Below are 14418 nucleotides of genomic sequence, written 5' to 3'. Positions count from 1 at the left end.
ATCCCGAACTCAGAAGTGAAACGAACGTGCGCCGATGATAGTGTGGATTACCCATGTGAAAGTAGGTCACCGCCAGGCTCCTTATCAGACAGACCCCCTCAGCAATCGCTGCAGGGGGTTTTGTTTTTATAGAGCAAAATTAGAAGCCGCTTGCCGGTTGATGTTTCATTCATACTGAATATTTGCTATAATGTGCAAATCGTATATGGGCTGTCAGCCCATTTTTTATTTGTGGCGGAGATATGGATTTATACGGTTTGCTGGAATCCACGGTAACCGGTCTGGGGTATGAGTTTGTAGACCTCGAAGTGTCGCAGCGAGGCAAGTCCCTTCGTTTGTTTATCGATAAGCCGGCCGGAATCAGCGTCGATGATTGCGCTTTCGTGAGCAATCATCTGTCGCGATTGTTGGCGGTCGAGATGGATTACGACTATGACCGACTGGAGGTATCTTCTCCCGGATTGGACAGGGTTTTGAAGAAGGAAGCGGATTTCATTCGTTTTGACGGTGATCGCGCGCAGATTAAATTGCGGGTTGCGCTTGCCGGCAGGAAGAATTATGCGGGTGTTTTGCGCGGGGTTAAGGATGGTGTGCTGCAACTGGAAGTGGATGGCACGCTGTTGGCGCTGAATATTGCCAATATAGACAAGGCACGTTTAATACCGAATATATAGCCGGAGGTAGTATGAGTCGTGAAATTTTGCTGGTCGTGGATGTGATGTCGCGGGAGAAGAACGTCTCTAAGGATGTGATTTTTGCTGCGCTGGAATTGGCGTTGGCCTCCGCGACAAAAAAGCGTTTTCATGAGGATGTGGATGTGCGCGTCGACCTTGATCGCGATACCGGTGAGTATTCTTCTGTTCGCCTCTGGCACGTGGTTCCGGATGATGCCGTGGAGTTCCCGGAGCGTCAGATTGGCCTGACTGATGCAAAAGAGCGCAATCCTGAAGTTGAACTGGATGACTATATCGAGGAACCGCTTGAGCCGGTCGAGTTTGGCCGTATTGGTGCACAGGCCGCCAAGCAGGTGATCTTGCAGAAAATTCGTGAAGCTGAGCGTGAACAGATCCTGAACGACTTCCTGGAACGCAAGGAATATCTTGTAACCGGAACCATCAAGCGGATGGAGCGTGGTAACGCCATTATCGAGTCGGGGCGGATTGAAGCTTTGCTGCCGCGTGACCAGATGATCCCCAAGGAAAATCTGCGGATTGGCGACCGTGTGCGGGCATATCTGTCCCGAGTTGACCGAGCAGGTCGCGGCCCACAATTGATTTTGTCACGCATTGCGCCAGAGTTTCTGGTGAAGCTCTTTGATCTGGAAGTTCCTGAAATTGAGGATGGGTTGCTGGAAATCAAATCGGCTGCGAGAGATCCAGGTGTGCGCGCAAAGATTGCAGTTAAATCAAACGACCAGCGTATCGATCCAATTGGAACTTGTGTTGGTATGCGCGGTTCGCGCGTTCAGGCAGTGACCTCTGAACTCGCCGGGGAACGGGTGGATATCATATTGTGGTCTCCTGAACCCGCTCAGTTTGTGATCAATGCTTTGGCGCCGGCTGAGATCAGTAGCATTGTGGTAGATGAGGAAAAGCACAGCATGGATGTGGTGGTAGAGGAAGAGCAGCTGGCGCAGGCCATCGGTCGCCTCGGGCAGAATGTGCGCCTGGCTAGCGAGCTGACAGGCTGGACCTTGAACATCATGACCGAGGAAGAGGCGACTCAGAGGAATCAGGAAGAGAGTTCGGCGATTATTTCGCAGTTTATGCAAAAGCTTGACGTTGACGAAGAGGTGGCTGGGATTTTGGTGCAGGAGGGCTTCGGTACACTGGAAGAAGTGGCCTATGTTCCGCTTTCAGAGATGTTGGAAATTGAATCTTTTGATGAGGATACGGTCAATGAGCTGCGCAGTCGCGCACGCAACGCGTTGCTGACTGAGGCGATTGCCAGCGAGGAAAAAATGGAGGCTCCCTCAGCCGAGTTGCTGGCGATGGAGGGAATGGATGATGAAACAGCACGTGCCTTGGCATCCAAGGGCGTGGTGACGATGGATGATCTGGCTGATTTGGCGGTTGACGATCTGGTTGAAATGACCGGGATGGATAGTGAACGCGCCAAGGAATTGATTATGACGGCACGCGCCCCGTGGTTTGCATGACGATAGCGAGCAGAGTGTACTGGAGACCTAAATGGGACAAATGAACGTGGCTCAATTTGCCGGCGAGCTGGGCTTGCCCGCAACGCTGCTACTGGAACAGTTGCGGGCTGCGGGCGTGAATAAAGCGGCGTCCGAGGATTCGCTGACTGAGCAAGACAAGACTCAGTTGCTTGACTATTTGCGCCGTGCACATGGCGCAAAGGAGCAGAAGAATAAAATCACTCTGACCCGCAAGGAAACAACTGAGATCAAGAAGGCGGATAGTACTGGTAAGGCACGCACTATCCAGGTGGAGGTGCGCAAAAAGCGGGTTTTCATTAAGCGTGACGCAAATGAAGCAGCTCCAGTCGAAGCAGCTCCAGTCGAAGCAGCTCCGGTCGAAGCAGTTCCAGTCGAAGTAGCTCCGGTCGAAGCAGCTCTAGCAAAGAAAAGAGCTAAACCGCAGTTGCACGATGCCGAGATCGCCAAGCGCGAAGAGGAGGCACGCAAGCAAGCAGCGCTGTTCGCACGTCAAAGCGCGGATATTCGCGAAAAGCAGGAAAAGGGTCTGCGCCGGCAAGCCGCAATAGTGGCACAGGCGGCAGCTGCCGAACCTCAAGTTCCTACCAAGGTGCCAGAGCCTACACTATCGGAAGGCACGCTGCATAAGCCTGTCGTGAAGCCGGGTGAGAAAGTCGAAAAAAAGGCAGCAAAGAAAAAGGAAACCACCTGGGCGGATACGGCCGGCAAGAAGCGCGGTATCAAGGTGCGTGGCGATATGGGCGGTGCAACCGGATGGCGCAACCGTAAGGACAGGGGGGCTCATCACAAGGCGGAAGATCAGGGGCCCCATGGCTTTGCCATGCCGACTGAACCTATCGTGCATGAGGTGATGATTCCTGAGACCATCACGGTCGGGCAGCTTGCGCAAAAAATGGCAGTTAAGGCGGCCGCAGTCATCAAGGTAATGATGAAGATGGGCACCATGGCGACAATCAACCAGATGCTGGATCAGGAAACTGCCATGATTCTGGTCGAGGAAATGGGGCATGTCGCCAAGCCGGCGGCCCTGGATAGCCCTGAAGCTTATCTGGCCGAGGCTGAAGCGCATGAAGTGCACATGGAGCCACGCGCACCTGTAGTGACGGTAATGGGTCACGTCGATCACGGCAAAACCTCTCTGCTCGACTATATTCGCCGTACCCGCGTGGCTCATGGCGAAGCGGGCGGCATTACCCAGCATATCGGTGCCTATCACGTGGAAACACCACGCGGCATGGTGACCTTCCTCGATACGCCGGGCCATGAGGCTTTTACGGCGATGCGTGCGCGCGGTGCCAAAGCCACTGACGTGGTGATTCTGGTGGTCGCTGCCGATGACGGCGTGATGCCCCAGACGATCGAAGCTGTCCATCACGCCAAGGCTGCAGGCGTGCCGGTTGTCGTGGCGATGAACAAGATTGATAAGCCCGAAGCCAATCCGGAACGCATCAAGCAGGAATTGGTGGCGCAAGGTGTTGTCCCTGAAGATTGGGGCGGAGATACCATGTTTGTCGGGGTTTCTGCCAAAACCGGCGAGGGCATTGATGAGCTACTGGAAGGTGTGCTGTTACAGGCCGAGGTATTGGAACTAAAAGCGCAAAAGAATGTTCCGGCCAAGGGCTTGGTGATCGAGGCGCGGCTGGATAAAGGTCGTGGCCCTGTGGCGACTATTCTGGTGCAGTCTGGAACTCTTAAGGCGGGCGACATGCTTCTGGCTGGCGGGGCCTTCGGCCGCGTACGGGCCATGCTGGATGAAAACGGCGACATGGTGAAAGAAGCCGGGCCCTCCATTCCCGTGGAAATCCAGGGTTTGTCGGAGGTGCCGATGGCGGGTGTGGATGTGATCGTGCTGAACGACGAGCGCAAGGCGCGTGAGATCGCGCTGTTCCGCCAGGGCAAGTTCCGCGACGTGAAGCTGGCCAAGCAACAGGCGGCGAAACTGGAGAACATGTTCGAGAATATGGGTGAAGGCGAGGTTAGAGTCCTGCCGCTGATCATCAAGACCGATGTTCAGGGTTCCTACGAAGCGTTGGCTCATGCACTGCAGAAACTTTCCACCGACGAGGTTAAAGTTAACATCATCCATAGCGGAGTGGGAGCGATTACCGAGTCTGATATCAACTTGGCTCTGGCGTCGAAAGCCGTGGTAATCGGCTTCAACTCGCGCGCTGATGCGACTGCACGCAAGCTGGTCCAGTCCGCCGGCGTGGATGTGCGCTACTACACCATTATTTATGATGCTGTGGACGAGATCAAAGCTGCGCTGTCGGGTATGCTTGCGCCGGAGCGCAAGGAGAGCGTGCTCGGCTTGGTGGAAGTACGCGAGGTGTACCGAATTTCAAAAGTGGGTACGGTTGCGGGTTGTTACGTGCTTGACGGCACCATAAAACGTGGCGCCATGGTACGTGTGTTGCGTGATAACGTGGTGATCCATACCGGCGAACTGGACTCCCTCAAGCGCTTCAAGGACGACGTAAAAGAAGTGAAATCCGGCTTCGAATGCGGTCTGTCGCTGAAGGGCTTCAACGATCTCAATGTCGGCGATCACCTCGAGGTTTATGAAATGGTAGAAGTTGCGCGTAGCCTTTAGCCATCAATACATGCAACGGATAGTCAGGAGGCTCCGTCATGGGTAAAGCCTTTTTGCGAACCGGCCGGGTAGCCGAGCAAATCCAGCGCGAACTGGCGGATCTGATCCAGATGGAAGTCAAGGATCCGCGTGTCGGTCTGGTGACCTTGACTGGTGTTGAGGTGACCCAGGATTATGCGCATGCCAAGGTGTATTTCACCACGATGAAATCGGCTGAGCAGGCGCCCAAGGCGCAGGCTGGTCTCGAGCATGCCGCCGGCTTTCTGCGTTCGCAGCTGGCGCACCGCATGAAACTGCGGATCATGCCCCAGCTACATTTCATCTACGATACTTCCGTCGAGAATGGGGTGCGCTTGTCCCAACTGATCGACGAGGCGGTTGCCTCAGATAAAGCGCATCAACGAGAAGAATAGCCCCTTGCAGTTTAAACGAATCAAGCGTCCCATCAGTGGTGTTCTGCTGCTGGATAAGCCTTACGGAATTTCGTCGAATGGCGCTCTGCAGCAGGCCAAACGACTATTTCAAGCCGCCAAGGCGGGGCACACTGGCAACCTGGATCCGATTGCAACGGGCTTGCTGCCGATCTGTTTTGGAGAGGCTACCAAGTTTTCACAGTTTCTGCTGGATGCCGGCAAAACCTATCAGGCGGTTTTCAAGCTGGGGAAAACCACCACCACGGGAGACTCCGAGGGGGAAGTGACCAGCAGCAACATCGTCGACCTATCGCTTGGTCAGGTGGAACAGGCGCTGCAACAGTTTATTGGCCCTATTCTCCAGGTGCCGCCAATGCATTCGGCCCTCAAATTTCAGGGCAAGGCGCTTTATACTTATGCCCGTGCCGGGATTGAGATTGAACGGGCTGCGCGCCCGGTGACGATTTACAGCTTAACTCTGGATCACTTTGCTGGCGACGAGTTGAGCGTTACAGTGGCGTGCAGCAAGGGTACCTATATTCGGGTGCTGGCGGAAGATCTGGGTCGTGTACTAGGCTGTGGCGCCTTTATGCAGGCATTGCGGCGCACCCGGATTGGCGGCTTTGATATTGGCCAGACTGTGACCCTGGAGCAACTTGATGGGTTGGACCTGGACGCCAGGGACGCGCGGCTTTTACCGCCGGACTGCCTGCTGGATGGGATGCCAAAAATAACACTGGATCGGGAAAGCGCTCATTATTTTCGGCAAGGGCAGGCGATCTGGATGCCGAAGCAGGTGCATGATGGGGTAGTGGTTTTGTACGATGAAGGTCAGCGCCTTGTCGGTATTGGCGAGATCGCGGATGACGGCAAGATTGCACCTAAAAGGCTCGTTGTCGAGAGTACGGTGTAACAGAATTTTTCGCGAGTGCTAAGCTGCGAGAATTACTTGAGAATATCTCATAATACAAGGTAAAATAACGCGTTTTATTTTTGGAGAAAATAATGTCAATGAACAGCGCCCAAAAGGCACAAATAGTGCAGGATTATCAAAAAGCAACGGGCGATACCGGTTCGACCGAGGTGCAAGTTGCTCTTATGACTGCACGCATCAACGATCTCACCGGCCATTTCAAGACCCATGCCAAGGATCACCATTCCCGTCGTGGTCTGCTGAAGTTGGTCAGCAAGCGCCGCAAACTGCTGGATTACTTGCGCGGCAGCAGTGTTGACCGCTACCGCACCTTGATTGAGCGCCTCGGCTTGCGCAAGTAATTTCTGCTTTCTCGCGTCCTCCATCGGGAGCGAGGATTCCGCAAGGATGGGTTCGGCAATGGCTAGAGCAGTGATTGTGTGGGAGTCCTGCCGACTCGATAAAGAAGATTACGATTAAGTAGAGGATAACGTTTTGAGCCATATCAAGAAAAGTATTGCGTACGGGCGTCATACACTGACGCTGGAAACCGGAGAGATCGCCCGCCAAGCGTCTGGCGCCATAATGGTTAGCCTGGACGATACGGTAGTGCTGGTTACAGTGGTTGGCGCCAAAGACGTCAAACCCGGCCAGGATTTCTTTCCGCTGACGGTCGATTACCAGGAACGGACCTATGCGGCCGGCCGCATACCTGGCGGCTTCTTCAAGCGTGAAGGTCGCCCCTCCGAGAAGGAAATTCTGACTTCCCGCTTGATCGACCGCCCGTTGCGCCCGCTTTTCCCTGAGGGTTTTTACAATGACGTGCAAATCGTTGCTACCGTCATGTCCTCCGAGAGCGAAATCGATTCCGATATTCCTGCTTTGATCGGCGCTTCCGCTGCCCTGGCGATTTCCGGCATCCCCTTTAACGGCCCGATTGGTGCGGCGCGTGTCGCTTATGTCAATGGCGAATACGTGCTGAACCCGACTGCGACAGAGCTGAAAGCCTCCCAGTTGGATCTGGTCGTTGCAGGTACCGAGTCGGCTGTTCTGATGGTCGAATCCGAAGCCATGGAGCTGCCTGAAGACGTGATGTTGGGCGCGGTGGTGTTTGGCCATGATGAAATGCAGGCGGTGATCAACCTGATCAACGAGCTTGCCGATGAAGTGGCTGCTGCGCCATGGGATTGGAAGGCGCCGGAGAAGGACCAGGTCCTGATCGAAAAGGTTGCTCAACTGGCCCAGGCCGATCTGAATGAAGCTTACAAGGTCCGCCAAAAGCAGGACCGTTACCAGAAAATCGATGCGATCCGCAGTCGCGTTCTGGGCGAACTGATTACCGAAGATATGGACACCGCTCGCGTTAACCAGATCAAGGGCATTTTCCAGGATCTGGAAGCCAAGATCGTGCGCAGCCAGATCCTTGAGGGTGAGCCCCGCATTGATGGACGCGATACCCGTACCGTTCGCCCCATCACCATTCGCACCGGTGTTCTGCCGCGCGTGCACGGTTCGGTGCTGTTCACCCGTGGTGAAACCCAGGCGCTGGTCGTTGCCACACTGGGTACTGGGCGTGACGAGCAGACCATCGATGCATTGCAGGGCGAGTACAAAGATCGTTTCCTGCTGCATTACAACTTCCCTCCCTACGCGACAGGCGAGTGCGGCCGTGTGGGTACCCCAAAACGTCGCGAAATCGGTCACGGTCGTTTGGCCAAGCGTGCTTTGGTGGCGGCTTTGCCGAGTGCGGAAGAATTCGGCTACACCATGCGCGTGGTTTCGGAAATTACCGAGTCCAATGGTTCCAGCTCGATGGCTTCAGTCTGCGGCGGCTGCCTGGCGCTGATGGATGCGGGTGCGCCGATGAAAGCGCATGTGGCCGGTATCGCCATGGGCCTGATCAAGGATGGCAACCGTTTTGCGGTGCTGACCGACATTCTGGGCGACGAGGATCACCTCGGCGACATGGACTTCAAGGTTGCAGGCACCGATAGGGGTATCACGGCATTGCAAATGGATATCAAGATTCTTGGTATCACCAAGGAAATTATGCAGGTCGCACTCAGTCAGGCGCGAGAAGGCCGCATTCATATCCTCGGTATCATGCATGAGGCCGTGCCGCATGCTCGCCAGGAGATGTCTGCCTATGCGCCGCGGATTATCACCATCAAGATCAACCCGGAAAAAATCCGTGACGTGATCGGCAAGGGTGGAGCGGTGATCCGTGCGTTGACCGAAGAAACCGGTACCACCATCGACATTACCGAGGACGGCACGGTGAATATCGCCTGCCTGAGCTCGGAAGCCGGCGAGTTGGCCAAGAGGCGCATTGAAGAGTTGACCGCCGAAGTTGAGGTTGGCCGTACCTATGAAGGTAAGGTGATCAAAATGCTGGATTTCGGTGCGATTGTCAGCGTGCTACCGGGCAAGGATGGTCTGCTGCATATTTCCCAGATCGCTCACGAGCGGGTGAATGCTGTTTCCGATCATTTGACCGAGGGGCAAGTCGTCAAGGTCAAGGTGCTGGAGGCCGACGAGAAGGGCCGTTTGCGCCTCTCCATGAAGGCTCTGATAGAAGCGCCGGCAGTGGCGAAAAAGCCAGAAGGTAGCGAAGCCTAAACCCAGTTCAGGCTTTAGGGTAAAAAAGCCCCCTTGGCGAGAGCCAAGGGGGCTTTTTTTCGTCGGTAGTTATTACTGAGAAAACAGACCCTGCCACCAGCGCTTGCGGTTGGCGGGCAGGGCATATTTCAGATGCAGTTCACTGGGAGGTACCTGGCTCATGATCCAGCCGGGCAAGGTTGGAGTTTTGCTGGAGCCGCAGGAGACGCCCAGATGATTGGGGTCATAGATTTTAATGAAAGAGGGCTTATCCAGATTGTCAGCGTAGACGATGCCGCAGTAGCTTTCGCGGTGGTCATGCCGAAGCAGTGCATCCACTTCAACGATGAATTTTTCCACCTGTGCTGGCGTGGCGGGAGCGATGGGCACCGCCTCGCCAACGGCATAAAGATACCAGCTGGCGTCCTTGTCCACTTTGGTCCAAAATTCGGACAATTGAGTCCATTTAAGCAAGCTGTACAACAGCCCACTCATTTGACGATGGAATTCGTTCTGGGCAGGGTCAAGCTGAGCAGCGGAAGTTTGCATAAGGAACGTTAGGCCGTGAATGATTTATTTGGCAACCTGTTTTTAGTTCCGACATAACCTTGGCCTGCGGCAAAGATTAGTCTTCACTGAAAGCAAGTCGTCCAAATTTTATTTGGCAACTTGCTTTTCTCTTAGTTCTTCGAGCGTCTTGCAGTCGATGCACAGTGTGGCGGTGGGGCGCGCTTCCAGGCGCTTCAGGCCGATTTCGACGCCGCAGCTTTCGCAGTATCCGTAATCCTCTGCCTCGATTTTGCCGATGGTTTCGTCAATTTTCTTGATCAGCTTGCGTTCGCGGTCGCGGTTTCTGAGCTCAAGCGCCATGTCGGATTCCTGGCTGGCGCGGTCATTGGGGTCGGCAAAAATCGTCGCTTCGTCCTGCATGGTATGCACGGTTCGGTCGATATCCTGGCTCAGCTCGCCTTTCCAGTCCTCGAGAATTTTGCGAAAATGCGCAAGCTGTAGAGTGTTCATGTACTCTTCATTCTTTTTCGGAGCGTACGGGGTGAATTGTTTGTGTAATTCTGCGGACATGTAAGTTCTACCGTTTTTAGCAAAACCGCTTTAATAACAGAAATTCTGACTTATCGCAAGTTTTGGCAAGAGGAGCAAGCGTGTTAAAGGCTTTGATTTTTGATGTGGACGGCACCCTCGCGGATACCGAGCGTGACGGTCACCGGTTGGCGTTCAATGCTGCTTTCCGAGAGTTTGGGTTGGATTGGGAATGGGATGTGCCGCTGTACGGTAAGTTGCTGGAAGTTACTGGCGGCAAGGAACGTATCCGGTTTTACGTTGAGCGTTTCCGGCCGGATTTTAGCAAGCCTAAGGATTTCGACGATTTGGTGCTGGCCCTGCACAAGGCTAAAACCCGCCAATACGTCGAGTTGCTCGGTCGGGGTGGGATACCCCTGCGTAGCGGTGTCAAGCGGCTGCTGAACGAGGCTAGGGACGCTGGCATCAGGCTGGCGATTGCGACTACCACCACACCTGAGAACGTGACTGCTCTGCTGCGCCACTCTCTGGCCGGCGATCCGGCTGAATGGTTCGAGGTGATTGCGGCAGGTGATATCGTTCCGACGAAGAAACCGGCGCCGGATATCTATTTCTGGGCGCTGGACAAGCTGAAACTCGACGCTGCCGATTGCCTGGCGCTGGAAGACTCAGAAAACGGCGTAAGGGCAAGTGTGGGAGCTGGTTTGAAAACCGTTGTGACGGTCAACGACTATACGCTGGATCACGATTTTTCTGGCGTGGTGGCGGTGTTGAGCGATCTGGGCGAGCCGGGACAGCCATTCCGTACGATGTGCGGGGAAACGCCTGGCCAGGAGTGTGTTGATCTCGATTTGTTACGGCGCTGGCACACCTCTAGCTAAGCACAGGTTACGGTGCATGCCTTTGCGCCGCCTTTAGCGTGTTTTCCAGCAGGGTGGCGACCGTCATCGGGCCCACTCCGCCGGGTACGGGGGTGATCCAAGCCGCACGCTGGCGCGCTACTTCGAATTCGATATCGCCGCAGATGCTGCCATCCGGTAGGCGGTTGATGCCGACATCAATCACTGTCGATCCTTCGCGTATCCATTCACCCTGAATGAATTTTGGTTTGCCTACCGCTACCACCAGGATTTCCGCCTGGCGAACGAAGGTAGGCAGGTCACGGGTGAAGCGGTGGGTGGTGGTAACAGTGCAGCCGGCGAGCAGGAGTTCCAGGCCCATCGGTCGCCCGACGATGTTGGAGGCGCCGACGATCACGGCATGTTTGCCTTTCAGGTTCTCTCCAGTGGTCTTGAGCAGGGTCATCACGCCATGCGGGGTGCACGGACGTAGCGTCGGGATGCGTAGCGCCAGCCTACCGATGTTGTAAGGGTGGAAGCCGTCCACGTCCTTATCCGGATGGATGCGTTCAATCACGGTTTCAGTGTCGATGTGTTGCGGCAATGGCAGCTGAACCAGGATGCCGTCGATCCCCGGATCGTCGTTGAGCTGGTCGATCAGCGCCAGCAATGTTTCCTGGGTGGTTGACGCAGGCAGGTCGTGGGAGACTGACCGCACATTAGCGGTTTCGCAGGAACGTCGCTTGTTGCGTACGTAGATCGCCGAGGCGGGTTCCGCCCCGACCAGGATTACGGCCAGTGCCGGCGCGCGTTTGCCGGCAGCAAGGCGTGCTTCCACCCCTTGCCGGACTTGTTGAAGAATTTGCTCAGATAGCGCTTTGCCATCCAGATTTTTAGCGGTCATAGCGTCTCGACTTAAATATTTTTTCTAAAAATTCACTTCCACCACGCCGTTCTGTTTGGCGATGCCGCTGATGACTTGGCCGGACTGGGTGCGCACCGATACTACTTGGCCCAGGGTGGCGTTCGTGAGCGCCTTGCCCTCGGAAGTGACCTGGAACCCGCTGCCCTTTGCCATCAGCTTCACCGTTTGCCCTTGCTGGATGACTTGGGGGGCGCGCAACATGTCGTGCCGGAAGGCTTGTCCCGTTGCGGCGCTCATGATGACGGTTTTGCCGATGGCCAGTGCGGGATCCACGATTACGCCAGGCGGCAGTTGCGAAAGATCGCTGCTTTGCGTGATCACATCGGCCTGGCTGACGGTCTGCCCAGCGCTCAATGGGCGGGCGGCAACGACCGTCTGTGCCATGATCTTGACGCTGACCGGCACATAAATGGTCCATGGGGTAGCGGTTTGGCAGCGCACTCCTACGGTGGTGTTTCCCCACAAGCGGCTGCCGGCGGGGAGGAAAGCTTCCGGCGTATCGCATGAGGGGAGTTGCAGGCGTGGGTCAATCGCTCCCACGGTTAATATCACCTGTCCAGGTAGTTCGGCGGTATTCTGTCGCATGAAGTGATCCACCGTCTTTCGGATCACTCCAATATCCTGTGCGCCGGCGCTGGCGCGGGTGGGCGAAAAGGTAAAAAGCAGGCAGCAGAGCGCCACCAAGATGTGTTTGCTGCCGAAAAAAGGTCGAGCTGGGAAATTGCCCATCTAAGAAATACGGAATGGTTGCGGGTTACAGGGATTGTAACCTGAAAAAAGGTACGGATTGAAGCGTGATGTGGCGAGTGCTATCATGATTTGGCTAGGTTCCCATCGAGTTGGAACCTTAAAGTGACCTCCACAACCCTTCTCACATGCCGACATTTACCAATCCTGCCGATATCGCTCGCGAAACCCTGAAGCTTCTTTCCGCTCGCCGCCTTGTGCCGACGCCCGAAAACTACCAGAAAATTTACGATGAAATCTCCGGCGGGCCTTCCGGGGTCGAGAGCCAAGGTGCGGACAAGGCGCTGCAGAAAGTGCTGCAAGGGTTGTCCAAGAAAAATCCCGCTTTGAACAAGACTGTGGCGCTGATTGACAAGGCCATTGAGGAGCGCGATTGGAAAGAGTTCGAATCCGGGCTGTCCACCTTGGTTGGCCAATCTGGTGGCGAGGAGGCGTCCTGGGCAAATCTGATCAGGGAGTTGCTGAAGCAATGGGATCTCAAGCAAAGCGGGCTCCCCATAGCGAGGAAAAAAGAAGGATTGGAGCGGGTGTTGATCAATTTCGCCTCGGACTCCAGAAATCTGCATAAGAAATTGCAAGCGCTGGTCAATGCGTGGGCGAAAAATCCGGCTGGCCAGGCGGGTATGCCGATGGACGAGGGTGCGCCGGATTCTGGAGAGGGCGGTCCGGGGCGAGAAGCGCAAGGCCCAACCCTCGTTGCCGAGGTGAAGGCCTTGGCGGTAAGCGCAGATGTGCTGTCGAAGGATAATTTCAGGCTATTGCGGGAAATGTTGGCCAAAACCCTGGAAACCGGCATCGTTCCTCATTTGACGCAGTTCCCCGAGTTGGCTGGCGAGGCTAACAAATTGGCGGTTACAGTACGTGCTGCAGAAGGCCCTGATGCATTGGAAAAACTGTCCAAATCACTCAAGCAGTTCTGGGTCAAGCTTGAGCTGCGCGGTGAATCCGATGCGGTAATCATGGACGGACTGCTGAAACTTTTGAAGCTGCTGGTGGACAATATCAGCGAGCTTTCTCTGGATGATATGTGGTTGCATGGCCAGATTGCCGTGGTGCAGGAGATTATTTCGCAGCCACTGAATCCACGTGTCATCTACGATGTCGAGCGTAGCTTTAAGGAGTTGATCTACAAGCAGGGAGCTCTTAAGCAGGGGCTGAACGATGCAAAGACGACGCTTAAGAATATGGTGACGTCATTCATTGGCCGGTTGGGTGAAATGTCTTCCAGCACGTCTGATTACCACAAAAAGATCGAGCGCTATTCCGAACAGATCAGCAAGACCGATGATATCAACCAGTTGAACCGGATCCTCGAGAACCTGATGAGCGATACCAAGGGGATGCAGGTCGATATGCAGCGTTCGCGCGACGAGATGGAGGAAACTCGCAAGCAGGTGGAAGCTTCCGAGAACAAGATCAAGGAGCTGGAGGCCGAGTTGGATAAAACCACCAGTCTGGTGCAAGAAGATTTTCTGACTGGCACGCTCAACCGGCGCGGCATGGAAGACGCCTTCGAGCGCGAGTTTGCGCGTTCCGAAAGAACCCATACACCGCTTTGTGTGGCACTGTTTGATATCGATTATTTCAAGCGTCTCAACGACACCTACGGCCATGATGCCGGCGACGAGGCACTGATTCACCTGGTGCATGTGGTCAAGGAAACCTTGCGGCCGACGGATGTGATTGCGCGTTTCGGCGGTGAGGAGTTCGTCATCATTCTGCCGGAGACTGGCGTAGAGGAAGGGATGAAGGCCATAACCCGGCTGCAACGGGAGTTGACCAAGAAATTTTTTCTGCACAAGAATGAGAAGGTGTTGATCACCTTCAGCGCTGGCATTGCGCTACGCCAATCGGACGAATCGGCCGATGCCATCATCTCACGCGCCGATCAGGCGCTCTACAAGGCAAAGGCAGCGGGCCGTAACCGGGTGTTTGCCGCCGAGTAGTTTTCTCTTGCCGGACAATCTTGCCGGACAATCTTGCCGAAGGCGGCAATTCTTGCCGCTCGATTCAGTCCTGAGTTCTGGGTGAAAAGTCCTGAGTAGTCTTGCTCATCACTCATCACTCATCACTCATCACCCATCACCCATCACCCATCACCCATCACCCATCACCCATCACCCATCACCCATCACCCATCACCCATCACCCATCACCCATCACCCATCACCCATCA

13 protein-coding genes and 1 rRNA gene are annotated in these 14418 nt (G+C 55.1%); 10 read left to right on the top strand and 4 right to left on the bottom strand.

Annotated elements, in window-relative coordinates; translation table 11 throughout:
- From rrf to pnp, 8 genes are all read left to right on the top strand, one after another.
- Positions 1–78 (top strand): 5S ribosomal RNA (rrf, locus tag VMV64_RS17475); the annotation flags it as partial.
- 164 nt (positions 79–242) lie between these two features.
- The gene (gene rimP / locus VMV64_RS03860) at positions 243–674 is read left to right on the top strand and encodes a ribosome maturation factor RimP (RefSeq protein ID WP_325328636.1); all 432 of its coding nucleotides are present in this window, start codon (positions 243–245) and stop codon (positions 672–674) included.
- A gap of 11 nt (positions 675–685) precedes the next feature.
- Positions 686–2158 (top strand): transcription termination factor NusA, encoded by a 1473-nt coding sequence (gene nusA / locus VMV64_RS03855; protein ID WP_325328635.1) that lies wholly within the window; start codon positions 686–688, stop codon positions 2156–2158.
- A gap of 31 nt (positions 2159–2189) precedes the next feature.
- Entirely contained in the window at positions 2190–4769 is a 2580-nt protein-coding gene (infB, locus tag VMV64_RS03850; protein WP_325328634.1) for a translation initiation factor IF-2, read from the top strand.
- A gap of 38 nt (positions 4770–4807) precedes the next feature.
- Complete coding sequence (gene rbfA, locus VMV64_RS03845) at positions 4808–5182, top strand: 30S ribosome-binding factor RbfA (protein ID WP_325328633.1); 375 nt, start codon at positions 4808–4810, stop codon at positions 5180–5182.
- Positions 5183–5186: 4 nt separating this feature from the next.
- Complete coding sequence (gene truB / locus VMV64_RS03840) at positions 5187–6095, top strand: tRNA pseudouridine(55) synthase TruB (RefSeq protein WP_325328632.1); 909 nt, start codon at positions 5187–5189, stop codon at positions 6093–6095.
- A gap of 92 nt (positions 6096–6187) precedes the next feature.
- Entirely contained in the window at positions 6188–6457 is a 270-nt protein-coding gene (gene rpsO, locus VMV64_RS03835; protein WP_325328631.1) for a 30S ribosomal protein S15, read from the top strand.
- 133 nt (positions 6458–6590) lie between these two features.
- A complete protein-coding gene (gene pnp, locus VMV64_RS03830) occupies positions 6591–8714 on the top strand; it encodes a polyribonucleotide nucleotidyltransferase (protein ID WP_325328630.1) in 2124 nt (707 codons plus the stop codon).
- Positions 8715–8786: 72 nt separating this feature from the next.
- Here pnp and VMV64_RS03825 read toward each other — a convergent pair whose 3' ends face one another.
- The gene (locus tag VMV64_RS03825) at positions 8787–9149 is read right to left on the bottom strand and encodes a hypothetical protein (RefSeq protein ID WP_325328629.1); all 363 of its coding nucleotides are present in this window, start codon (positions 9147–9149) and stop codon (positions 8787–8789) included.
- Positions 9150–9350: 201 nt separating this feature from the next.
- A complete protein-coding gene (gene dksA / locus VMV64_RS03820) occupies positions 9351–9773 on the bottom strand; it encodes an RNA polymerase-binding protein DksA (protein ID WP_325328628.1) in 423 nt (140 codons plus the stop codon).
- Positions 9774–9853: 80 nt separating this feature from the next.
- Between dksA and VMV64_RS03815 the strand changes: the two genes are divergently transcribed.
- Positions 9854–10612, top strand: coding sequence for an HAD family hydrolase (locus tag VMV64_RS03815; RefSeq protein ID WP_325328627.1), 759 nt, complete (start codon positions 9854–9856; stop codon positions 10610–10612).
- Positions 10613–10619: 7 nt separating this feature from the next.
- Here the strand turns inward: VMV64_RS03815 and folD are convergent, their stop codons facing one another.
- Complete coding sequence (folD, locus tag VMV64_RS03810) at positions 10620–11474, bottom strand: bifunctional methylenetetrahydrofolate dehydrogenase/methenyltetrahydrofolate cyclohydrolase FolD (protein ID WP_325328626.1); 855 nt, start codon at positions 11472–11474, stop codon at positions 10620–10622.
- Between the two features lie 24 nt (positions 11475–11498).
- On the bottom strand, positions 11499–12092 hold the full coding sequence (gene flgA, locus VMV64_RS03805; protein ID WP_325328637.1) for a flagellar basal body P-ring formation chaperone FlgA: 594 nt from the start codon (positions 12090–12092) through the stop codon (positions 11499–11501).
- Positions 12093–12370: 278 nt separating this feature from the next.
- Between flgA and VMV64_RS03800 the strand changes: the two genes are divergently transcribed.
- The gene (locus VMV64_RS03800) at positions 12371–14188 is read left to right on the top strand and encodes a GGDEF domain-containing protein (protein ID WP_325328625.1); all 1818 of its coding nucleotides are present in this window, start codon (positions 12371–12373) and stop codon (positions 14186–14188) included.
- The last annotated feature ends 230 nt before the right edge of the window (positions 14189–14418 follow it).

Source organism: Sulfuricella sp. (assembly GCF_035531155.1).
In the GTDB taxonomy this organism is placed as follows: domain Bacteria; phylum Pseudomonadota; class Gammaproteobacteria; order Burkholderiales; family Sulfuricellaceae; genus Sulfuricella.
The sequence above is the reverse complement of the archived record's forward strand: the minus strand, read 5'-3'. Positions and strand labels throughout refer to the sequence as shown.

Coding starts and splice junctions, on each gene's coding strand:
- folD (WP_325328626.1), bottom strand. CDS start 11,474: ATGACCGCTAAAAATCTGGATGGCAAAGCGCTATCTGAGCAAATTCTT.
- rpsO (WP_325328631.1), top strand. CDS start 6,188: ATGTCAATGAACAGCGCCCAAAAGGCACAAATAGTGCAGGATTATCAA.
- rimP (WP_325328636.1), top strand. CDS start 243: ATGGATTTATACGGTTTGCTGGAATCCACGGTAACCGGTCTGGGGTAT.
- infB (WP_325328634.1), top strand. CDS start 2,190: ATGGGACAAATGAACGTGGCTCAATTTGCCGGCGAGCTGGGCTTGCCC.
- dksA (WP_325328628.1), bottom strand. CDS start 9,773: ATGTCCGCAGAATTACACAAACAATTCACCCCGTACGCTCCGAAAAAG.
- rbfA (WP_325328633.1), top strand. CDS start 4,808: ATGGGTAAAGCCTTTTTGCGAACCGGCCGGGTAGCCGAGCAAATCCAG.
- VMV64_RS03800 (WP_325328625.1), top strand. CDS start 12,371: ATGCCGACATTTACCAATCCTGCCGATATCGCTCGCGAAACCCTGAAG.
- nusA (WP_325328635.1), top strand. CDS start 686: ATGAGTCGTGAAATTTTGCTGGTCGTGGATGTGATGTCGCGGGAGAAG.